Genomic DNA, 20,782 nt, shown 5'->3' on the forward strand with positions numbered 1-20,782 from the left:
CGGGTGACGGCGGCGGATCCTCACGAAAAGTTCTGGGAAAGTTCCCCGGGTTCGTCCACGACATCTATTGCGCTGGGACACGCGGACGGATTTAGTCGGGCTTCACTTTGTATTGCCAGGCACTGTACAAATGAATTGGCAATAGCCGATACTCGGCACGTCATCTTCCGCCGTCGCGGTCATCGCCGATGAGCTGTCGATGAGCTGTATAGACGTGCCACACGAAGGGACCGAATATTCGTGGCGCAGAAGGTCGTGGTCACTCTCTTTGACGACATCGACGGCTCGGAAGCGGCGGAAACGATCGCCTTCGGACTCGACGGCAAGTCGTACGAGATCGATCTGAATCAAGCCAACGCCAAGAAACTGCGCAAGGCCCTGGAGCCTTACGTGGAGGCCGGCCGCAAGCGGTCGAAGTCGGGCAAGGCGTACAAGCAGACGGAGGTCGCCCCCGACCCGGCGGCCGTCCGCGCCTGGGCGCAGGCGAACAAGATGGATGTCCCGGCCCGCGGCCGCATCCCGAAGAAGGTGTACGAGGCGTTCAGCGCCGCCCAGTGACAAGGGCGGCCGGCTGCTCTCAGGGTGCATCAGACGCCCCTGGGGGCAGCCGACTTGCGCTACCCCCCTGCTGATCAGCTAATGTCTGGAGCACGCCGACGGGTACGGCCGAAAAGCCGAAGCCCACGGAGTACATGCGGGTGTAGTTCAGTAGTAGAACATCCCCCTTCCAGGGGGAAGGCGCAGTGTGCAATTCCTGTCACCCGCTCTGCACCGCCGGTCCTGAGCATGCTTGTGGATCAGGTAGGCTGGTGCTCGCACCGATCGGTGGGAGCCGGTCGGGAGCAGTGCGGACGTAGCTCAGTTGGTAGAGCGCAACCTTGCCAAGGTTGAGGTCGCGAGTTCGAGCCTCGTCGTCCGCTCCAGCTCATAGAGGAAACCCCAGTCATATGACTGGGGTTTTTTCGTGCGCCCGCGTGCATCCGCCGGAGAGCCCCCTGACATTTGTCATGACGAGTGATGACACCGCGCACTGCTCCCGCGACCCGGCCGCGGGGACGCTGGAGTCATGGACTACGAACACGTGATTGAGGTCACAGATCTCCGGCGTGTCTACGGGGGCGGGTTCGAGGCGGTCCGCGGAATCACCTTCTCCGTGGCCCACGGGGAGATCTTCGGGCTGCTCGGCACCAACGGCGCCGGAAAGACATCGACCGTCGAACTGCTCGAAGGACTCGCGCCGCCGGACGGGGGCCGGGTACGGGTGCTGGGCCACGACCCGCACCGGGAGCGGACCGTCGTACGCCCGCGCACCGGCGTGATGCTCCAGGAAGGCGGCTTCCCCTCCGAGCTGACCGTCGGCGAGACGGTACGGATGTGGGCCGGCTGCACGACGGGAGCCCGGCCCACGGCCGAGGCGCTCGGCCTGGTCGGGCTCGGCGGCAGGGCGGACGTCCGGGTCAAGCAGCTCTCCGGCGGCGAGCGGCGCCGCCTCGACCTGGCACTCGCACTGCTCGGCCGGCCCGAGGTGCTGTTCCTGGACGAGCCGACCACCGGACTCGACGCCGAAGGCCGCCGGGACACCTGGGAGTTGGTACGCGCGCTGCGCGACGACGGGACGGCCGTCCTGCTCACCACGCACTACCTGGAGGAGGCCGAGTCCCTCGCCGACCGGCTCGCGATCCTGCACGAGGGGCGCATCGCGGCCGCCGGGACGCCGGGCGAGGTGACCGCGGGCCGGCCCGCGCGAATGTCCTTCGAACTGCCCACGGGCTACTTCGTCGGAGACCTGCCGCCGCTCGCCGCGATGGGCGTGTGCGGACACGAACTCGACGGCAGGCTCGTACGGCTGCGGACCCGCGAGGTGCAGCGGACCGCCGCCGGGGTGCTGGGGTGGGCCGAACGGACCGGAATCGAACTCAACCGGCTGGAGGTGCGGTCCGCCTCCCTGGAGGAGGCGTTCCTGGGGATCGCGAAGGAGGCGGCCGCATGAACACCGTGGTCACGGCGCGGCTGCGCGCCCTCTCCCGCGCCGAGCTGCTGCTCTTCGGCCGCAATCGCAGTGCGGTGCTCACCGCGCTGCTCATGCCGCTCGTGCTGCCGGTCACCGTGCAGCCCGCGATCGGCCAGGCGGGCCTCAAGGGGATCCGCCTCGGCACCCTGACGCTGACCGCCGCGATCGGCTTCTCCTTCCTGTTCGCCGTCTACAGCTCACTGGTCGGCGCGTTCGTCGCCCGCCGCGAGGAACTCGTCCTCAAGCGGCTGCGCACCGGCGAGCTGTCCGACGCGGAGATCCTGACCGGCACCGCCCTGCCCGCCCTCTGCCTCGGCCTGGCCCAGGCGCTGCTGCTGGCCATCGGCTGCACGGTACTGCTCGACGCGGGCACGCCCAGGGCGCCGTACCTCACCCTGCTCGGACTAGTCCTCGGCCTACTGCTCAGTGCCGTGCTCGCCGCGCTCACCGCGGCCTTCACCCGGACCACCGAGAGCGCCCAGATCACCGCGGCGCCCCTGGTCCTCGTGTCCATGATGGGTTCGGGCATCGCCGTCCCCGCGGACGTCCTGCCGCACCGGGTCGCCGCGGTCTGCGAACTCCTCCCGCTCTCCCCGGCCGTCCGTCTGGTCCGGGCCGGCTGGACCGGAGAGCTGAGCGCGGGCCAGGCCCTGGGCGCGGTCCTCACCGCTCTGGCCTGGACGGTGGTCGCCGTGTTTGCTGTACGGCGGTGGTTCCGCTGGGAACCTCGGCGCTGAGCGGAACGAGGGACACGGGACCGGCATGAGCGGAACAGCAGGCGGCTGGTGGCGGGGGAAGACCACGCCCGCCAAGGTCGAGACGTACACGCGGTGGTCGTTCCACTTCTTCGCGGTGATCGAGGTCGCGGCGATCGGACTGCCGGTGTTCTCGCAGGCCGGGCCTGGGGTGGCGGGCTGGCTGATGGCGATGGTCGTCGGTCACGCGCTGCTCTGCGCGCTGACCGCCTCCCGGGCGCTGGACTGGACGCGGGGTCGGCGGGAGCAGCCGGTGCGGCTGCTGTGGGTGCTGGGGGCGGCGACCTGCGTCTTCGCTGTCGCGGCTCTGGTCCTGCGCAAGCACGGCGGCGCAAGCGAAGACACGGAGAACGCGACGGCGACCGTCTTCGCCATGGTCTTGGCTTTCGGGGCCGGCACCACGGCGCTGGGCGTACGGAGCCGGCGGCGCGTGGTGGCGCAGACCACGGGCTTCGCGTTCGGGGCGGCCGTGGTGTCCTTGCCGTTGGGCGTTCCTGGGCCTGAAGCAGTGGTCACGGCGTTCGTGGTGTTCCTCTCGGGCAGCTTCCTCGCCGCCACCTCGATCTTCTCCGTCTGGCTGCTGAACGCCGTCTACGAACTCGACGAGGCCCGCGAGACCCGGACCCGGCTCGCCGTCGCCGAGGAACGGCTGCGGTTCGGGCGCGATCTGCACGACGTCCTCGGCCGGAACCTCGCCGTCATCGCCCTCAAGAGCGAACTGGCCGTCCAGCTGGCCCGGCGGGAACGGCCCGCGGCTGTCGAGCAGATGATCGAGGTGCAGCGGATCGCGCAGGAGTCGCAGCGGGAGGTACGGGATGTCGTACGGGGCTACCGGGACGCCGACCTGGGGGCCGAACTCGCCGGTGCGCAAGGTGTGCTGACCGCCGCGGGATTCACCTGCGAGGTGACCGGCGACGCCACCGGGCTGCCCGCTGAGGTGCAGTCGGCACTCGGGTGGGTGGTGCGGGAGGCGACCACCAACGTGCTGCGGCACGGGGATGCGGGGCGGTGTGCGGTGGGACTGCGGGTGCGGGAGGGATCTGTGGTGCTGACGGTGGAGAACGACGGGGTTGTGGTGCGCGGGAGCGGTGGGGGTGGTGGGTCCGGACTGGCCGGGCTGCGGGAGCGGCTCGCGGTGGTCGACGGGACGCTGGAGGCGGGGCCGGTCGGGGCGGACGGCTTCCGGGTGGTGGCGTCGGTCCCGCTGTCCGGTCGTACGACGGCCGATACGAGTGTGAGTGGAGTCACTTCATGACGTCTCCGGTACGGCTGTTGCTCGCGGACGACGAACATCTGATCCGGGGTGCGCTGGCCGCGCTGCTCGGCCTTGAGGACGATCTGCTCGTCGTCGCGGAGGCGGCGAGCGGGCCCGAGGCGCTGGCCATGGCGCAGGCCCACCGGCCCGATGTGGCGGTGCTGGATCTGCAGATGCCCGGCGCCGACGGTGTGAGGGTCGCCACATCGCTCGGTGCCGAACTGCCCGGCTGCCAGGTGCTGATCGTCACCGGTCACGGACGGCCCGGGCACCTGAAGCGGGCGCTGGCCGCCGGTGTGCGCGGGTTCGTCCCGAAGACGGTGAGCGCACAGCGGCTCGCCGAGATCATCCGGACCGTGCACGCGGGAAACCGCTACGTCGACCCGGAGTTGGCCGCCGACGCGATCTCCGCCGGTGACTCGCCGCTGACCGCGCGGGAGGCGGAGGTGCTGGAGCTGGCGGCCGACGGGGCGCCGGTCGCGGAGATCGCCGAGCGGGCCGCGCTGTCGCCGGGGACCGTGCGGAACTACCTCTCCTCGGCCGTCACCAAACTCGGTGCGGAGAACCGTCATGCGGCAGTGCGTCTCGCGCGGGAGCGAGGTTGGGTATAGTTGCTCTCGCGCCACGGCGCATGCGGACGTAGCTCAGTTGGTAGAGCGCAACCTTGCCAAGGTTGAGGTCGCGAGTTCGAGCCTCGTCGTCCGCTCAGAAAAGAAGGCCCCCGGCTTGTGCCGGGGGCCTTCCGCGTTCGGTGCTTCCGATGTCCGGAGCCTTCGGTGCCCGGAGCCTTCGGTGGCCCCGGGCCCGGGGGCCCGGGAGACGCCGCCGTCAGGACCAGGTGTTACCCGTCAGCCGCTCGTACGCCTCGATGTACTTCGCGCGGGTCGCCTCGACCACCTGTTCCGGCAGCGGCGGCGGGGGCTGCTCGCTCCTGCGGTCCCAGCCGGACTCGGCCGAGGTCAGCCAGTCGCGCACGTACTGCTTGTCGAAAGACGGCTGGGCGCGGCCCGGCTGCCACTCGTCGGCCGGCCAGAAGCGGGACGAGTCCGGGGTGAGGACCTCGTCGGCGAGGACGAGGGTGTCGTTCTCGAAGCCGAACTCGAACTTCGTGTCGGCCAGGATGATCCCCCGGTCCCGGGCGATGTCCCGCGCCCGCCCGTACACCGCGAGGGTGGCCTGGCGCAGCTGGGCGGCGGTCTCGGCGCCGACCTGGCGGGCGACCTCCTCGTACGACACGTTCTCGTCGTGCTCGCCGACCTCGGCCTTGGTGGCCGGGGTGAAGATCGGGGCGGGCAGCTCGGAGCCGTCGACCAGGCCCTCGGGGAGGGCGAGCCCGCAGACCGTGCGGGACTCCTGGTACTCGGCCAGCCCCGAGCCGGTGAGGTAGCCGCGGGCCACGCACTCGACCGGGAGCATCTTCAGGGACTTGCAGATGAGGGTACGGCCCGCCCAGTCGGCGGGGGCGCCCTCGGGCAGCTCGGTGCTGATGACGTGGTTGGGGGCCAGGTCGGCGAGCTTGTCGAACCACCACAGGGAGAGCTGGGTGAGGACCCGCCCCTTGTCGGGGATCTCGGTCGGCAGTACCCAGTCGTAGGCGGACAGGCGGTCGCTGGCGACCATCACGAGGTCTCCGGCCGCGTTCTGGTACAGCTCGCGCACCTTGCCGGTGTGCAGATGCACCAGGCCCGGCACCTCCACGGGCTCGGGCTTTTCGACGAATCCGGACACGGTTCCTCCCCGTGGTTCTGTACAGGTGCCCTCGATTCTCCCGTATGCCGGGTTGCGCACGGACAGCGGGGCCGCGCGGACGTCTGTGCGGGCCGGTCGCGTGTATGACGCATGCATGACGCATGCATGCGTCGTGCTGCCCTTCGTGGCCTGCATGTGTTGCCTGCGTGCGTGACCTGCATGCGTGGCCAGCATCAGTCGTGCTTGCAGATGCGGTCCAGGAGGTTGGCGGTGGCGCGCTGGACGCGCGGGTCGATGTGGCCGGGGCGGTCCAGGGCCGGGGACCAGGCGAAGGTGCCGGCAGCGAAGACCAGGGCGCCGGAGGGGGCGCGGTACAGGGAGGTCTCCTGGTGACGCAGGATGCCGTCGTTGTCGGCGTAGGGGGAGTGGGCGAGCAGGATGCGCTCCTCGTGCTCCGGCAGCGCGGTGCGCGGGAAGTAGCGGTCGGCCTCGCCGGCCACCAGGCCCGGGAGCTCGTCGCCCTCGTGCGCGCCGGTGGCTTCCCAGAGCCAGTGCCCCGCGTTGCGCACGATCAGGGGGTACGGCTCGGGCACCCGGCCCGCGTACTGGATGCCGACCGTCTGCTGTTCGGGCCGGTCGATCTCGCGCCAGAGCACGGGCTTCCCCGGGCCCCTGCGTTTTCGGCAGGTCAGCAGGCGGTCCGCGACCCCGGACGGGGAGGGGCCCAGCTCCACCTGCCAGTACATGGTGTTGGCGGAGAGGAAGACGAGGCTCGTGCCGCTGTCCCGGGCCAGCTCGACCGTGCGGCGCATCTGCGGCGACCAGTACTCGTCGTGTCCCGGGAAGACCAGGCCCCGGTAGCGGGTGGGGTCGACGCGGCCGGCGTGCAGATCGCGGGCGTCGGCGTAGGCGAGGTCGTAGCCGTAGCGCTCGGCCCAGCGGATGAAGTCGTAGGCGTGGCCGACGTGCAGGGGCAGGCCGGCGCCCGCGTACGGCCGGTCGAAGGAGACGGTGGTCGCCGCGTCGGCCTCGCCGAGCAGCCGGCCCCGCTCGTCCCAGGCGTGGTAGAGGCTGGCACCGGTGCGGCCGTCCTCGGGGTAGAGGTTGTACGCCTGCCAGGTGATGTCCGGCAGCAGGAGCAGCAGGTCGGCCGGGTGGTTGTCGCGGATCGTGAAGGGCACGTGGGAGCGGTAGCCGTCGGCCGTGGTGAGCACGGCGACGTAGGCGCCGATGCTCCAGTACGACGGGACCTGCAGCCGCCAGGACAGCCACCAGTGGTGGCAGGAGACCGTGCGGTCGGCGGCCAGCGGCGGGGGCTGGACGATGCCGGACAGCCGGGGGCTGGTGGTGATCTTCGATGCGCCGTCACCGCCGTAGTGGCCGATGCGGTAGATGTCGACGCTGAATTCCTGCGGCGGGTCGACGGTGATGTGGAAGTCGACGGCCTCGCCCGGGGTGACCGAGCCGGTCGAGGTGAATCCTTTGATCTGGCGGTGCACGTCGTCTGCCGAGCGCGGGCCGCCGATGGCGGTGCGCGGTGCCGGGACCCGGGGGTTCTCGCCGGTGGGCTGTGGCCGGCTGGGGTCCACGTACCAGGGGACGACATGACCGGTGTCGTCGAAATAGGTCTCGCTGCCGCGCAGCCAGGGGACGGGCCCCTGACCGAAGGGGTCCGTGACGGCGTGCGCGAGTGCTCCCGACTCCCAGCGGCGGATCTGGTCCGATGCCATGGTGGCTCCCCTCCCTCGTGCCCCCGTGAAGCGTGCTGATACGAGCCGTGTGCGATGTGTGATGGGTGCTGTGCGATGCCTGCGTGCGTCTTTTGCTGTCGTGCCCGTGCTGGTGTGCCTGCGCCGTGGTGCCTGGTTGCGCCCGGTTCTGATCCGGTCTGCCGCGCCGGTTCGTGTCGTGCCGTGCCGTGACTGAGGCGTCTGTCTTATGTCGGATGCGCTTGCCACATCCGGCAACGGTCCCAGCACATCACATAACGCACGCGTCCGGTCACGGTTCGTTGCGAATTTGCCTGAAGTGGAACAGTTTGCTCCGCTAAAGCGCCGAAACGCCGAGGTCAGACCAGTCGGACCGGCTTCTCGGGACGTATTCCGGATTCGACCAGCCAGGCCCGCAGCGGGGCCGGGTCTCCCTCCTCGATGAGGCTGAGGACTCTGGGCGTCAGGTCGGCGGCCCGCTCGCCGTCGACCAGCAGGGCCGGGCCGTCGAGCCAGTCCAGGCCGGGGGTGGCTCCAGCGGTGTCCACGGCCGCGCAGCACACCATCGCCTTGACGTGGTCGGCGAGGAGTTCGCGGGCGGTGCGCGGGGGCTGGAGCGGGAAGAGGGGCAGTGCGCCGTCGTCCCAGAGGGGACTGCCGGGGCCGCCCTGGCCGGCGGCCGCGGGGCAGCCGGGGCGCGCGGTGTCGGCCGTGCTCGCGTGCGCTCCCTCGTGCTCCTCGCGGGCGAGGGCCGCGGTGAGGCCGGCGGCGAGGGCGGCGCTGCGCTCGGTACCGGTGGGCTCGTCCGCCTCCTCGTCGTAGCCGGGGGTGCGATTGCCTTCGCCGTAGCCGGCGGTGCGGGGGCCTTCGTCGTAGCCGGCGGTGCGGGGGCCTTCGTCGTAGCCGGGGGTGCGGGAGTCGTCGTAGGCCGGGAGGCTCCGGCGCCTGTCGGGGGCGGCGGTCGGGTCGGTCAGGTGGTCCAGGACCCGGGCCAGGGTGGGACCGCCGGGGTCCGGGGCGCTGGGGTCAAGGGTGGCACGGACGCCGAGGGCGTCCAGGACGCGGTGCAGGCGGGCCGCCTCGGTGCGCCAGGTGCGGTCGACGACCTCGTCCGGGTACTCCTGCCAGGCCACCGGCGACCAGGCCGGGCCGGGCTCGGCGGGGCCGCCGTGGAAGAGGCGGGCGGCGAGCAGCGAGGCGGCCTCGTCCACCAGCCCCGGCTCCTCCAGCAGGTCGCAGGCGGGCCGCTCGCCCAGCCGGGAGGCGAAGCCCTCGGCCAGCCGGTCGCGCCGGGACAGCTCGGTGAGGGCCGCGACCACGCCCGCGTCCAGCCGGGAGGGCCAGCGGCCCATCCGCCAGGCGGGCAGTGCGACCCGGGTGAGCAGCCGGTCCCAGCCGGCGTAGGCCAGGCCGACCTGCTCCTGGGCGACGATCCGCAGTCCGTAGTCGACGGCCTGGGCCCGCTCGGCGGCCGCGGCGGCGACCCCGCGCTCCATCAGCGTCGCGTGCTCCCGGCAGCCCCGGAGCAGCAGCCGGGCCACCCAGGCGACGCCCGCGCACACCAGGCGGGTGGCGGAACATCGGGCGGGCGCCGCGGAGACCGCCACCGCCGCGTCCAGGCCCCTGACGAACCGGCGGGCTGCCGCTATGTCCGGCTGCGCCGAGGGTCCCGTACCGGCGACGACCGGGGCGAGGACCGCGCGGAGCTCGCCGACGCGCATCCACCACAGGAACGGGGAGCCGATGACGAGGACGGGGGCGGCCGGGGTGCGGCGGTGCAGGCCGGGGGTGCCGAGCTCGTCGCCGCCCTTGGGCGCGGGCGGGCCGTGGGCCGGGTGGGTGCGGTCCTCCAGCCAGCTGTCGCAGTCCGGGGTGAGCGCTATGGCGGAGGGCGCCGGCACGTCGAGGCGTTCGGCCAGGTCGCGCACCATCCGGTACAGGTCGGGGGCGGAGTCCTCCGGGATCGGGACCGTGGGGCTCACCGCCGGGCGGGCGCGGGCCACGACCAGGGCGATGCCGACGGCGGCCAGCAGCACGAGTACCGCGAGGGCGCCGACGATCCAGCGGGCGGAGTCCCAGCCGCGGCCGACGAAGTGGCCGGTGGAACCGCCGGCCAGCAGGATCACCGTGGCCGCGGCGGGCAGCAGCGCCACGGCCAGGGCGCGGCCGCGGATGCGCAGCACGGCGAGGGCCCGGGTACGCGCCGCCTGCGCTCCCGCCTCCGCGCCGATACCGGTACTGGTCACGTCCGGACCTCACCCCCTCCCTGCTGTCCTCGGCCTGTCCTGGCTGTTGCTCACTCCCCCACTGTGGCACCCGCCACCGACATCGCAATGCCGGTGGGCCAAGTGCCGGAACGCCTGCGCCGCACCCTAGTTGGGGCCTCGGCCCCCGTCAGCCGGATACGGCATCGGTCACTCGATGGAATGGCTTTGGTCAGAGGTGATCGACAGACAGCAATGATCAGGCCCCGGATTTCGGGTCCGGGGCCTGATCAGGGACGGGTCTGCGGGGACGGCGGGGTCAGGCCTCCGCCGCCGCCTTCGCGGCGATGTCCGTACGGTGCTGGGAGCCGTCGAGGCCGATCCGCGCCACCGCCGCGTAGGCCCGCTCGCGGGCCTGGGTCAGGTCCTCACCGGTCGCCGTGACGGAGAGGACCCGGCCGCCGGCGCTGACGACGTCGTCACCGGCGCGCTTCGTCCCCGCGTGCAGGACGTAGGCGTGCGGCGCGTCCTCGGCGGCGATCGCGTCGAGGCCGGTGATGGGGTCGCCGGTGCGCGGGGTGTCCGGGTAGTTGTACGAGGCGACGACGACGGTGACGGCCGCGTCGTCGCGCCAGCGCAGCGGCGGAAGGTCGGCGAGGGTGCCGTTCGCGGCGGCGAGCAGGACGCCGGCCAGCGGGGTCTTCAGGCGGGCGAGGACCACCTGGGTCTCCGGGTCGCCGAAGCGGGCGTTGAACTCGATGACCCGCACGCCGCGCGAGGTGATCGCGAGGCCGGCGTAGAGGAGACCGGAGAACGGGGTGCCGCGGCGCCGCATCTCGTCGACGGTCGGCTGGAGGACGGTCTCCAGGACCTCGTCGACGAGCTTGGGGTCGGCCCAGGGCAGCGGGGAGTAGGCCCCCATGCCGCCCGTGTTCGGCCCCTCGTCGCCGTCCAGTGCGCGCTTGAAGTCCTGCGCGGGCTGGAGCGGGAGGACCGTCTCGCCGTCGGTGATCGCGAAGAGGGAGACCTCGGGGCCGTCGAGGAACTCCTCGATGACGACCCGCTCGCAGGCGGCCGCGTGCGCCTTGGCGGCCTCCAGGTCGTCGGTGACGACGACACCCTTGCCTGCGGCGAGCCCGTCGTCCTTGACGACGTACGGCGCCCCGAAGGCGTCGAGAGCCTCGGCGACCTCCTCGGCGTTTGTGCAGACGTACGAACGGGCGGTGGGCACTCCGGCCCCCGCCATCACGTCCTTGGCGAACGCCTTGGACCCTTCGATCCGCGCGGCCTCCCCGGAGGGGCCGAAGACCGGGACACCCGCCTCGCGCACAGCGTCGGCGACCCCGGCGACGAGGGGGGCCTCCGGGCCGACGACCACCAGCTCGGCGCCGAGTTCCAGGGCCAGCGAGGCCACGGCCCCGCCGTCCAGGGCATCGACCTGGTGCAGCTCGGCCACCTCGGCGATGCCGGCGTTGCCGGGGGCGCAGTGCAGCGCGGTGACGTCGGGATCGAGGGACAGGGAGCGGCACAGGGCGTGTTCGCGGGCGCCGCTGCCGATGACGAGGACCTTCACGGGGGCCAGCGTAGCTGGGCGAGCCGACTGGAGGTTCCTCCAAGGGTCCTCGGCCGAGCGATGGCCGCCTGCTGAGGCGGGCCCTCTTGGGGGCTGCCGCCCCCAAACCCCCGCTCCGGCCTGAACGGCCTCGTCCTCAAACGCCGGACGGGCTGATGGTGGTTGCTGCCTCAGACTGCGGACGGGCTGGGGGTGGTTACCGCCACAAACGTCCAACGGGCTGGGTGTGGTTACTGCCTCAGACAGCGGACGGGCTGGGGGGTGGTTACCGCCTCAAACGCCGCGCAGGTCGGTAGGCCGAAGACGCGTTCGCTCTCCTGACACGGATGCGCCGACAAACCCAGGGGCGCGGGGAACTGCGCGAACAACCCCCACCGACCCGCAGCCGCCCGACCAGCCGTGTCCGGTTCCGAGTCGTCGGTGTCTGCGCCTCGTCACTCGTTCTGGATCTCCTCCACGACCGTCGCCCCGAGTTCCTTCACGATCAGCTCATGGCCGGAGAGGGCCGACTCGTCGAGGTCGGGGTCGTCCTCCTCGGGGATGTCGTCCTCGGGGGAGACCGGCGGCGGTTCCGGGGCGGTGGGCGCAGGGGCCGGGGCCGCTGCCCTCGGAGTGGGCGGCGGTGGGCTCTGGGCCGGGGCTGCCACCGGGGCCTGCTGGACGGGCGCGGGGCGGGCCGGGGCCGCGGGTGCCGCGCCGGCGTAGCCGCCGGGCGGCCCGCCGCCGTACCCGGTGCTGGGCGGAGCCGCGCCACCGCCGCCCGTCGGGTCGACGACCGCCTCGATCCGCCACTGCACGCCGAACTGCTCGCCCAGTGCCTGCCGCAGCACGTCCTCGCTGCCACTGCTCGCGAAGTTGTCGCGGGCGCCGGCGTTGACGAAGCCGATCTGGAGGGTGGTGCCGTCGAAATTGGCGACCTGGGCGTTCTGGCTGAGCAGGATCCAGGTGAAGCGGCGACGGTTCTTCACCGCTTCCAGGATGTTCGGCCAGAGCACGCGGGGGTCGAGGCCGCCGGCGGGGGCGGCGGCCGGTGCCGGGGCGGGAGCGGCGGAGGGGGAGGCGGCCGGGGCCGCCGAGTGCGGCGGGGCCTGTTGGGCCGCCGGAGCGCCGCCGCCCGTGGCTGTGGGCCAGCCGCCGGGGCGGCGGGTGCCACCGCCCCCTGCGGGGGCTGCAGTCGGCCAGGCACCCGGCGCGGCAGCGGGCGGTGCGGCCGGAGCCGGAGGTTCTGGAGTCTGCGCAGGCGCAGGCGCCGGAGCCGGTGCAGGCGCAGGGGTCGGCGCAGGGGTCGGCGCAGGGGTCGGCGCCGGGGTCGGGCTCGGCGCCGCTCCCCCTCGTACGGCCGCCCGGGCCGCCGCCGGACCGCCCCCCTGCTGCACAGGTGCCGGAGGCTGCACGTGGGCCTCGGGCCCGGGGACGTACCCCATGGCGGGCGCGCCGCCCCCGCCCGAGAAGTTGACGCCCCGCTCCAGGCGGTCGAGGCGGGCCATCACGGACCGCTCGTCGCCGTACGCGGCCGGCAGCAGCACGCGGGCGCAGATCAGCTCCAGCTGGAGGCGCGGGGAGGTGGCGCCGCGCATCTCGGTCAGGCCCTCGTTGACGAGGTCGGCGGCGCGGCTGAGCTCGGCGGCGCCGAAGGTGCCGGCCTGCGCCTGCATCCGTTCGAGAACGTCGGCGGGGGCGTCGAACAGCCCCTTCTCCACGGCGTCCGGCACGGCGGCGAGGATCACCAGGTCCCGCAGCCGCTCCAGCAGGTCGGCGACGAAGCGGCGCGGGTCGTTGCCCCCCTCGATGATCCGGTCGACGACCTCGAAGGCGGCGGCGCCGTCCCCGGTCGCGAAGGCCTCGACCACGGAGTCGAGCAGCGAACCGTCGGTGTAGCCCAGCAGCGAGGTGGCCATGGCATACGTCACGCCCTCCTCGGTGGCCCCGGCGAGCAGCTGGTCCATGACGGACATGGAGTCACGCACGGACCCGGCACCGGCGCGCACGACGAGCGGGAGCACGCCCTCCTCGACGGGGATCTGCTCCTTGCCGCACACCTCGCCGAGGTAGTCCCGCAGCGTGCCCGGCGGCACCAGCCGGAACGGATAGTGATGGGTCCGCGACCGGATGGTCCCGATGACCTTCTCGGGCTCGGTCGTGGCGAAGATGAACTTGAGATGCTCCGGCGGCTCCTCGACGACCTTGAGCAGCGCGTTGAAACCGGCCGACGTGACCATGTGGGCCTCGTCGATGATGTAGATCTTGTAGCGGCTGGAGGCGGGCCCGAAGAACGCCTTCTCCCGCAGCTCACGGGCGTCGTCCACACCACCGTGAGAGGCCGCGTCGATCTCGATGACGTCGATGGACCCCGGGCCGTTGCGCGCCAGGTCCTGGCAGGACTGGCACTCCCCGCACGGGGTCGGCGTGGGCCCCTGCTCGCAGTTCAGGCACCGGGCGAGGATCCGCGCGCTGGTCGTCTTGCCACATCCACGCGGGCCGCTGAACAGGTACGCGTGATTGACCCGGTTGTTCCGCAGCGCCTGCTGCAGCGGGTCGGTGACATGCTCCTGCCCGATGACCTCGGCGAACGACTCCGGGCGATAGCGGCGGTACAGCGCGAGAGACGACACGCATACGAGGTTATAGGCGCCCACTGACAACCAGCCCCGCCCACAAACGCAAGCGCCCCCCACGCACCCGCCAGAGCCAACCTACCCTTGCTGCCTTCCGGCCCTGGGGGAGTTCAGTCAGATAGCGCCGCGTGAGGGGCTCCGCACAGAGTACCCGACGTCAGCAGGTAAGAACGAGTTCGCGAGCACTCCTCTCGGTCATGTAATGTTCCCAGCGGAGGATTCGCCTAGAGGCCTAGGGCGCACGCTTGGAAAGCGTGTTGGGGGCAACCCCTCACGAGTTCGAATCTCGTATCCTCCGCCAGCTCAGAGGGCCGGACCACGAAAGTGGCCCGGCCCTCTGGCGTTCGTCCGTCCCTCTTGGAGAGTGTGCCGAGCATCACGAAGTCGGCCTCATCCGGTTCCTCCTGCTCAGCGCAGTTGCTCCGCCAGTCCGACGATGATGCCCTCGGGGCCGCGGAGGTAGCAGAGCAGATAGCTGTCCTCGAAGCGGGCGATCTCTCCGACGAGTTCGGCGCCGTGCGGGCGCAGGCGGGCGACGGTGTCCTCGATGTCGTCGACGGCGAACATCACGCGGTGCGTGCCCAGGGTGTTGTGCGGCCGGTTGCGGGGCCCGGTGCTGATCACCGCGGGGTTGCGGTACTTCGCCAGTTCGAGCCGGCCGTGGCCGTCCGGGGTCCGGACCATCGCGATGTCACAGCGGACGCCGTCGAGTCCGGTGCACTGGTCGGCGAAGAGGCCCTCGACCTCCCCCCTGCCCTCCAGTTCCATACCGAGTTCCACGAAGAACGCGATGGCGGCATCCATGTCCTCGACGACGATGCCGACGTTGTCCATCCGCTGAATCGCCATGGTGGTCTCTCCTGCCTCCTCGTGCGGCCGGTGGGGGCCGCTCTGCTGCACTCGCTGGGCGAGGATGCCACCGACGGGGAGGCGGTTGTGCCCGCCCTGAGCCGGAGGGTGGACTCTGAGCGCAGCCGCCGGAGGGGCCGGTGTCAGGCGGCGTTCGCGCCTCGGGCTACGGCACCGGCTGCTCGCCGGACGTCCGAGCCGCGGCCGGGACCGAGGCCGCGGCCGGGACCGAGGCCGGAGCCGTCGCCGTCGCCGTCGCCGTCGCCGTCGCCGTCGCCGTCGCCTGCAGGCTGCCGTAGCGCTCCATGCGTTGCCAGCGGAGTCGTGAGCCCGAGATTGCGGTGAAAACGGACTGGATGACCACCAGGTACATCAGCTGGCGGTAGACGAACTGCTGCAGCGGCAGGCTCCACAGCGGGCCCGGGCGCTCGCCGTCCAGGCGGAACGCGTACAGGCCCATCAGCAGTTGCAGCAGCAGGAAGGCGAGCCACAGGGCGGTGATCCGGAGCGGGTCGAGGAAGATCAGGCCGTAGACGGCGAAGACGTCGACGACGGGGGCGAGCAGCGGCAGCAGGACCTGGAAGAGGAGGAGGTAGACCAGGCCGCGGCGGCCGAGCTTGCCGGCGGGACCGCGTTGCAGCAGGGCGCCGCGGTGTTTCCACATCGCCTGCAGGGTGCCGTAGCACCACCGGTACCGCTGCCGCCACAGGGCGTTCAGGGAGGCCGGCGCCTCGGTCCAGGCCACCGCCCGCTCCTCGTACACCACCCGCCAGCCTGCCCGGCACAGTGCCATGGTGAGGTCGGTGTCCTCGGCGAGGGTGACGTCGCTGACACCGCCGAGGGCGAGCAGCGCGCGGCGGCGGAAGGCGCCGACCGCGCCGGGCACGGTCGGCATGCACTCGGCGAGGTCGAACAGGCGGCGGTCGAGGTTGAAGCCGACCACGTACTCGATGTGCTGCCAGCGGCCCAGCAGACCGCCGCGGTTGACGACCTTGGCGTTGCCCGAGACGGCACCGACGCGCGGGTCGGCGAAGGGCTGCACGAGGGTGCGGACGGTGCCGGGTTCGAAGACCGTGTCGCCGTCGACCATCACCACCAGGTCGCAGCCGGCCGCGGCGAGCCCGGTGTTGAGCGCGGCGGGCTTGCCCGCGTTCTCCTGCCGGATCACCCGCACCCCCGGCAGGCCGAGGGACTCCACCAGGTCGGCGGTGCCGTCGGTGGAGCCGTCGTCCACCACGATGATCTCGACCGGATGGTCCGAGGCGAGCAGGGAGCGTACGGCCGCCTCGATACCGGCGCTCTCGTTGTACGCGGGGACGATGACGCTGACCCGTTCGGTCACCGGTGCTCCCCAGGGCTCGGCCCGGTGCCCCTTGCGCAGTCGCCGGTGGCGGCGGGCCGTGAACAGCACGACCGCTGCGCGCAGGACGCTGACCGCGCCGGCCGCGAACATCAGGAAGCCCAGCAGGCGTACCACCCAGTCGCCGGCCCGCAGCAGGCCGATGAGGGCCATCCCCTGGAGGTGGTCGCCCGGTCCGGCGCGCTGGACCGGGCCGGCCATGCCGACCGCGGCGCCGACGGTCGCGAACCGGAAGCCCTGTGCCTTGAGCCGGGGGATCAGGGTGTTCAGCGCGGCGACGGTCTGGGAGCGGTCGCCGCCGCCGTCGTGCATCAGCAGGATCTGCCCGGCGGTGCCGTGCGGGGTCGCGTTCGCGACGATGCGGTCCGTACCGGGGCGCTGCCAGTCCTGGGCGTCCTGGGTGGTGAGCACCGTGACGTACCCGGCCGCACCCGCCTGCTCGAGGACCGACCAGTCGGCGTCGTTCAGCGCGTCGTTCTCCGAGGAGTACGGCGGCCTCAGCAGCGCGGTGGTGACCCCGGCCGCACCGGCCACCGCGAGCTGGGTCTCGCGCAGCTCCAGCGAGCGCTGCCACGGGGCGAGGCGGGACAGGTCGGGGTGGGTGAAGGTGTGGATGCCGATCTGGTGGCCGTCGGCGACGATCCGGCGGACCAGTTCCGGATGGTTCACGACCTCGGTGCCGACGACGAAGAAGGTCGCCTGCACGTGGTTGCGGCGCAGTACGTCGAGGATGCGCGGCGTCCAGACGGGGTCGGGGCCGTCGTCGAAGGTGAGGGCGATGGTGCGGGCCTTCGGGCGGGCGGTGTGCGGGGCGCCGGCGGCGTCCGCGATCACCGGGCCGCCGTCGGCCACCCGGCCGGGCACCGTGTCGGCCCGGCCCCGGGGGCCGGTCACGTCGTCCGAGGTGATCCCGAACATGTGGTGGGTGTAGCCCTGCAGCAGCAGGGCGGCCGACAGGGTCACCACGAGCACGCACAGCAGCAGCCAGTGGGTGCGGGGGGTGATCCGGCGGGTACGGCCGCTCGGGCGGCGCGGAGCGGTACGGCTTCGGCGATCGGTCACGTCAGGGCCTTGGATCACTTCACGGGCTTGTGGGACGACCCGATGGCGCGCCCCTTGGCGGAGTGCGCGGTGGTGGGGGTGGCGGCGGGGGTGGTGCTGGGGGTGGCGGCGGGGGTGGCGCCGGGCGCCGCGGAGGTGGTGGCGGTCGGGGTGGCGGTGCCGGACGGCGAGGCGGTGCCGGTCGGCGTCGTGGTGCCGGACCGCGTCGCGGCGGACTCCGACGTGGTCACGGCGGTGGTCGAGCCCGTCCGGCGCGCACCGGCACGGGAGCTGCCGTACGCCGCACCGGAAGTCGCGCTTCCCGCCGCCTGGCCGGCGCCGGACGGCGCGTCGGGGGCGGTCGTGTGCGGGCCGGCCGGGTGCGCGGTCTCCGGCAGCGGGACGAACGGGGCGCTGATGGTGGGACCGCCCAGGACCGTGCTGACGAGCAGCGCGACGTAGCAGGCGGCCGGGATCACCAGCAGCAGTGCGGCGCGGCGCACACGGCGCTGGCGGCGGCCCGAGGCGTCCACGAAGACGGGGCGCACGGGATCGTTCTCCGGAACGTCCCGGTCCGGGGGCGGCACGGTGATGACGTCACCGTGGGCAGAGTCCGCCGTGCCCACCAGCGCGGTCGGGTCCGGGGCGGTCGCGGTGGCGGTGCCGCCCCCGTGGCCGTGGGCGTACCCGTACCCGGGACCGCCGTACCACTCCTCGCCGTACGCTCTGTCGCTTTCGTCCGTCACCTGCACGCGTTCCGCCCCTGTCCTGGCCGACGACCGGCATGGTCGTCCGAACGGACAGAGCGCGAGCGGCCGAAACCGTTACACCTCCCGCCTCGGACAGCCACCAGATCCCCTCCCGCCCTTCACGCCTCGGCGGGCCACTTCACCACCGCGTCCCCGTGCTCGGCCGTGTGGGCGTAGAACGCCGTCAGCTCCCGGTGCGCCTCGGCGAACACCCGCCGCGCCTCGGTCTCCGCGCTCTCGCCTCCGTAGCGGGGCAGCAGGGTCTCGCGGGCGGTGTCCCAGAGTTCGTCGAAGTCGGCGGTCGTCAGGAACCCGGCCACCCCGCGGGTCCGGGCGGCCGTCAGCACCAGCAACGGCGGTGCGTGCCGGTCGGCGCGGAACACGGGGCGCCCGCCGAGCACCACGTCCGGGCCGTGCGGGGACGCGCCGGCGTAGACGCACTCCTGGTCCGGGCGGCACTTGTCCAGCGCGTCCTCGCAGTGCCGCCCTGCCTGGGGCAGGGCGGTCCCGGCGGTGCTTGTGAACAGTCGTTCGAGCCAGATCGGGCTGTTGCGCAGTGCCGGGGCCGGAACCGCTCGCAGACGGAGGTACTCGCTCATGCAAGGAGGAGCGCACGGGGGAGCGGAAGCATCACACGGCAGGGCCGCGTCCAGGGAGGCTCCTGGGACGTTGTGACACTTCTGTGAGTCCGCACGCTGGTCACCATGGGGCCGTCGATGCGACCGGAGCGCGACGGACGGCGTGGACTCGGCTGTGATCGGTGCGAACGAGGGCAATCTTGGGTCAGGTACGGCAACCCCGGCGCGTACAGGAGTACGACGGGGATCTGGGCGCTGCGGTCGCGCGGGCCCAGGAGGGCGACGAGGCCGCCTTCGCGGTCGCCTACCGGATCGTGCAGCCGAACCTGCTCGGCTACCTCCGCGGGATCGTCGGAGACGACGCCGAAGACGTGGCGTCCGACGCCTGGCTGGAGATAGCCCGCGACATCGGGCGCTTCAAGGGCGACGGGGCCGGTTTCCGCGGCTGGACCGCGACCATCGCCAGGCACCGGGCGCTGGACCATCTGCGGCGCCGGCGCGTGCGGCCCCAGGCGGCCGGGACCGAACTGGAGGTGCTGGACCTGGCCGGCCCGCACAACACACCCGAGCAGGCCCTGGAGTCCATCTCCACCGAGCGGGCCCTGGAACTGGTCCGCGGACTCCCGCGGGACCAGGCCGAGGCCGTGCTGCTGCGGGTCGTCGTCGGCCTGGACGGTCCCGCCGCCGCGCGGGTGCTGGGCAAGCGCCCGGGAGCGGTGCGCACGGCGACCCACCGGGGCCTGAAACGCCTCGCACGACAGCTGGGCATCGGCGGTGAAGCGGAGCAGGGTGTGACGGATGGGGCTCCCCGCACGCTTGGGGAGTCGATATGAGCAACGTTGGTGACAGTGGTCGACGGGAAGGCACCGGACTCAGCACACCCAACGAAAACGGAACGGTCGGACAGGGAACGGAAACGGACATGAGCGAGCGGCTGATCGGCGGCGGAGCACCCGACCGTCGGCATGCGCAGACCGGCGACGCCCTGTCCGGGCCTGCGGACGCGGGCGACGCCGAGGTACTGGAGAAGGTCCTCGCGACCGCCATCCGCGCCGACGGTCTCGCCCCCGACGCCGAGCAGCGGGCCGTGGCCGCCTTCCGGGCCGCCCACTCCGCGGGCGCGCACCGGGCACGCACCCGACGCCGGGACGACTGGCGGCCGGTGGAGAAGCGGCGGTCCCGCCGTCCGGTGAAGCTGACGTTCGGCGTGGTGTTCGCAGGGCTCGCCCTGGGCGGTGTGGCGGTCGCGGCCGTCGGTTCCGTCGGCTCCCCCGCCGACGGCACCGGTACCGGCGGGAACACCGCGCACCCGTCGGCCGTCGCCCCGGACCGGCCGGGCGACGCGGCCTCGTCACGGGCCTCCTCCTCCGGCGGCGGGCGGCCCAAAGACCGGCCCGTCACCGCCCAGGACACCGAGGCCCACTGCCGCGCCTACGAACAGGTGCAGGGCCACGGCAAGGCGCTCGGCTCGACGGCCTGGCAGCGGCTCATCGCGGCCGCCGGGGGCGAGGACAAGGTCGCCGCCTACTGCTCCGAGCAGCTGGCCGGGGCGACGGCCGCACCGAGCAGCTCGGCCGGCACCGGCAAGTCCGCCAAGGGCGCCGCGAACTCCGCCAACGGCTCGCAGGGCAACACCGGCGCCTCCGCCAAGAGCACCCCCGGCAACGGCCAGGCGAACGGCGGCCAGGGCAACGGCAAGGACAAGTAGCCACCGACGCGAGCAGCTGGTCCGCGGGCTCAAGGTCGCGTACGGTCCCGGGAACTGCCCGGTGCACGGCGCACGGCGTGAGCAGGACGGATGAGGAGTACGGCCAGTGACCAGCGACGACCGCACGGGACCGCCCAACTTCGGCAGTGAACGCGACATGCTGCGGGCGTTCCTCGACTACCACCGGGCGACCCTCGCCATGAAGTGCGAAGGGCTCACCGACGAGGAGTTGCGGCAGCGGTCCATGCCGCCGTCCACGTTGTCGCTGCTCGGTCTGGTGCGGCACCTGGCGGAGGTGGAACGCGCCTGGTTCCGCCGGGTGTTCGAGGACAAGGACGCGCCCATGGTGTGGTCCGACGAGATCGACTTCCAGGCGGCGTACGACGCGAGCGAGTCGACCAGGGCAGAGGCGTTCGCCGCCTGGGAGGCGGAGGTGGAGACCTCGCGCCGTATCGAGCGCGCGGCCGGCTCCCTCGACCAGGCCGGATACCAGCCGAGGTGGGAGGAGGAGGTGTCGCTGCGGATGGTGATGCTGCACGTGCTGCTGGAGTACGGCCGCCACAACGGGCACGCCGACTTCCTGCGCGAGGGCGTCGACGGGACCGTGGGCGCCTGAACGCGCCCGCACAGCCGGACCGGAGGTCCTGCTCACCCTGCTGGTCAGGGACGAGGCGGACCGGCACGGC

The 20,782-nt window shown here is 72.6% G+C and carries 17 protein-coding genes, 4 tRNA genes and 1 other RNA gene; 12 read left to right on the plus strand and 10 right to left on the minus strand.

Annotation, left to right across the window (positions count from 1 at the left end; genetic code table 11):
- The first annotated feature begins 240 nt into the window (after positions 1 to 240).
- The 8 genes from ACZ4UV_RS25010 to ACZ4UV_RS25045 all read left to right on the plus strand — a co-directional run bounded on the left by ACZ4UV_RS25010 (position 241) and on the right by ACZ4UV_RS25045 (position 4,727).
- Positions 241 to 558, plus strand: a complete 318-nt coding sequence (locus tag ACZ4UV_RS25010; protein WP_351485536.1) for a histone-like nucleoid-structuring protein Lsr2 — start codon at positions 241 to 243, stop codon at positions 556 to 558.
- 136 nt (positions 559 to 694) lie between these two features.
- Positions 695 to 766, plus strand: a tRNA-Gly gene (locus ACZ4UV_RS25015).
- Between the two features lie 81 nt (positions 767 to 847).
- Positions 848 to 923: transfer RNA gene (locus ACZ4UV_RS25020), tRNA-Gly, on the plus strand.
- A gap of 143 nt (positions 924 to 1,066) precedes the next feature.
- Positions 1,067 to 1,990, plus strand: a complete 924-nt coding sequence (locus tag ACZ4UV_RS25025; protein WP_467840814.1) for an ABC transporter ATP-binding protein — start codon at positions 1,067 to 1,069, stop codon at positions 1,988 to 1,990.
- The gene (locus tag ACZ4UV_RS25030) at positions 1,987 to 2,748 is read left to right on the plus strand and encodes an ABC transporter permease (RefSeq protein WP_451018064.1); all 762 of its coding nucleotides are present in this window, start codon (positions 1,987 to 1,989) and stop codon (positions 2,746 to 2,748) included. Before ACZ4UV_RS25025 ends, ACZ4UV_RS25030 begins: the two co-directional genes overlap by 4 nt.
- Before the next feature lie 25 nt (positions 2,749 to 2,773).
- On the plus strand, positions 2,774 to 4,021 hold the full coding sequence (locus ACZ4UV_RS25035) for a sensor histidine kinase (protein WP_451018063.1): 1,248 nt from the start codon (positions 2,774 to 2,776) through the stop codon (positions 4,019 to 4,021).
- Complete coding sequence (locus ACZ4UV_RS25040; protein ID WP_467840819.1) at positions 4,018 to 4,632, plus strand: response regulator; 615 nt, start codon at positions 4,018 to 4,020, stop codon at positions 4,630 to 4,632. Before ACZ4UV_RS25035 ends, ACZ4UV_RS25040 begins: the two co-directional genes overlap by 4 nt.
- A 22-nt stretch (positions 4,633 to 4,654) precedes the next feature.
- Positions 4,655 to 4,727, plus strand: a tRNA-Gly gene (locus ACZ4UV_RS25045).
- Positions 4,728 to 4,849: 122 nt separating this feature from the next.
- Here the strand turns inward: ACZ4UV_RS25045 and ACZ4UV_RS25050 are convergent.
- The 6 genes from ACZ4UV_RS25050 to ffs form a co-directional block, all read right to left on the minus strand.
- Positions 4,850 to 5,749 carry a phosphoribosylaminoimidazolesuccinocarboxamide synthase gene (locus tag ACZ4UV_RS25050; RefSeq protein ID WP_467840822.1) on the minus strand — a complete coding sequence of 300 codons (900 nt, stop codon included), beginning with the start codon at positions 5,747 to 5,749 and terminating at the stop codon, positions 4,850 to 4,852.
- A gap of 194 nt (positions 5,750 to 5,943) precedes the next feature.
- Positions 5,944 to 7,440 carry a N,N-dimethylformamidase beta subunit family domain-containing protein gene (locus tag ACZ4UV_RS25055; protein WP_451018060.1) on the minus strand — a complete coding sequence of 499 codons (1,497 nt, stop codon included), beginning with the start codon at positions 7,438 to 7,440 and terminating at the stop codon, positions 5,944 to 5,946.
- A 338-nt stretch (positions 7,441 to 7,778) separates the two neighbouring features.
- Positions 7,779 to 9,665, minus strand: a complete 1,887-nt coding sequence (locus tag ACZ4UV_RS25060; RefSeq protein ID WP_467840825.1) for a M48 family metalloprotease — start codon at positions 9,663 to 9,665, stop codon at positions 7,779 to 7,781.
- Positions 9,666 to 9,942: 277 nt separating this feature from the next.
- Complete coding sequence (gene purD, locus ACZ4UV_RS25065; RefSeq protein ID WP_451018058.1) at positions 9,943 to 11,196, minus strand: phosphoribosylamine--glycine ligase; 1,254 nt, start codon at positions 11,194 to 11,196, stop codon at positions 9,943 to 9,945.
- Positions 11,197 to 11,630: 434 nt separating this feature from the next.
- A complete protein-coding gene (locus ACZ4UV_RS25070; protein ID WP_467840828.1) occupies positions 11,631 to 13,808 on the minus strand; it encodes a DNA polymerase III subunit gamma and tau in 2,178 nt (725 codons plus the stop codon).
- A 45-nt stretch (positions 13,809 to 13,853) separates the two neighbouring features.
- An RNA gene (gene ffs, locus ACZ4UV_RS25075) (signal recognition particle sRNA small type) lies at positions 13,854 to 13,952 on the minus strand.
- 72 nt (positions 13,953 to 14,024) lie between these two features.
- Between ffs and ACZ4UV_RS25080 the strand changes: the two genes are divergently transcribed.
- Positions 14,025 to 14,112 (plus strand) — tRNA-Ser (locus ACZ4UV_RS25080).
- Positions 14,113 to 14,219: 107 nt separating this feature from the next.
- Here ACZ4UV_RS25080 and ACZ4UV_RS25085 read toward each other — a convergent pair.
- The 4 genes from ACZ4UV_RS25085 to ACZ4UV_RS25100 form a co-directional block, all read right to left on the minus strand.
- Positions 14,220 to 14,660, minus strand: coding sequence for a VOC family protein (locus ACZ4UV_RS25085; protein WP_390043634.1), 441 nt, complete (start codon positions 14,658 to 14,660; stop codon positions 14,220 to 14,222).
- A 166-nt stretch (positions 14,661 to 14,826) separates the two neighbouring features.
- Positions 14,827 to 17,082 carry a bifunctional polysaccharide deacetylase/glycosyltransferase family 2 protein gene (locus ACZ4UV_RS25090; protein ID WP_467840832.1) on the minus strand — a complete coding sequence of 752 codons (2,256 nt, stop codon included), beginning with the start codon at positions 17,080 to 17,082 and terminating at the stop codon, positions 14,827 to 14,829.
- A gap of 14 nt (positions 17,083 to 17,096) precedes the next feature.
- Positions 17,097 to 17,807, minus strand: coding sequence for a hypothetical protein (locus ACZ4UV_RS25095; protein WP_451021592.1), 711 nt, complete (start codon positions 17,805 to 17,807; stop codon positions 17,097 to 17,099).
- Between the two features lie 122 nt (positions 17,808 to 17,929).
- Complete coding sequence (locus ACZ4UV_RS25100; RefSeq protein ID WP_451021591.1) at positions 17,930 to 18,409, minus strand: DUF1877 family protein; 480 nt, start codon at positions 18,407 to 18,409, stop codon at positions 17,930 to 17,932.
- A gap of 179 nt (positions 18,410 to 18,588) precedes the next feature.
- Here ACZ4UV_RS25100 and ACZ4UV_RS25105 point away from each other — a divergent pair, with 179 nt between their 5' ends.
- The 3 genes from ACZ4UV_RS25105 (at position 18,589) to ACZ4UV_RS25115 (ending at position 20,712) form a co-directional block, all read left to right on the plus strand.
- Positions 18,589 to 19,221 carry an RNA polymerase sigma factor gene (locus tag ACZ4UV_RS25105; protein WP_351485567.1) on the plus strand — a complete coding sequence of 211 codons (633 nt, stop codon included), beginning with the start codon at positions 18,589 to 18,591 and terminating at the stop codon, positions 19,219 to 19,221.
- 89 nt (positions 19,222 to 19,310) lie between these two features.
- On the plus strand, positions 19,311 to 20,096 hold the full coding sequence (locus ACZ4UV_RS25110) for a hypothetical protein (protein ID WP_451021590.1): 786 nt from the start codon (positions 19,311 to 19,313) through the stop codon (positions 20,094 to 20,096).
- A 106-nt stretch (positions 20,097 to 20,202) separates the two neighbouring features.
- Positions 20,203 to 20,712 (plus strand): DinB family protein, encoded by a 510-nt coding sequence (locus tag ACZ4UV_RS25115; protein WP_390043646.1) that lies wholly within the window; start codon positions 20,203 to 20,205, stop codon positions 20,710 to 20,712.
- The last annotated feature ends 70 nt before the right edge of the window (positions 20,713 to 20,782 follow it).

It is taken from the genome of Streptomyces sp. NPDC028289, assembly GCF_055565975.1.

What these genes read in the sequence shown, in the direction of transcription:
- ACZ4UV_RS25025 (WP_467840814.1), top strand. Translation starts at nt 1,067, where the DNA reads ATGGACTACGAACACGTGATTGAGGTCACAGATCTCCGGCGTGTCTAC.
- ACZ4UV_RS25030 (WP_451018064.1), top strand. Translation starts at nt 1,987, where the DNA reads ATGAACACCGTGGTCACGGCGCGGCTGCGCGCCCTCTCCCGCGCCGAG.
- ACZ4UV_RS25035 (WP_451018063.1), top strand. Translation starts at nt 2,774, where the DNA reads ATGAGCGGAACAGCAGGCGGCTGGTGGCGGGGGAAGACCACGCCCGCC.
- ACZ4UV_RS25040 (WP_467840819.1), top strand. Translation starts at nt 4,018, where the DNA reads ATGACGTCTCCGGTACGGCTGTTGCTCGCGGACGACGAACATCTGATC.
- ACZ4UV_RS25055 (WP_451018060.1), bottom strand. Translation starts at nt 7,440, where the DNA reads ATGGCATCGGACCAGATCCGCCGCTGGGAGTCGGGAGCACTCGCGCAC.
- ACZ4UV_RS25085 (WP_390043634.1), bottom strand. Translation starts at nt 14,660, where the DNA reads ATGGCGATTCAGCGGATGGACAACGTCGGCATCGTCGTCGAGGACATG.
- ACZ4UV_RS25100 (WP_451021591.1), bottom strand. Translation starts at nt 18,409, where the DNA reads ATGAGCGAGTACCTCCGTCTGCGAGCGGTTCCGGCCCCGGCACTGCGC.
- ACZ4UV_RS25110 (WP_451021590.1), top strand. Translation starts at nt 19,311, where the DNA reads ATGAGCGAGCGGCTGATCGGCGGCGGAGCACCCGACCGTCGGCATGCG.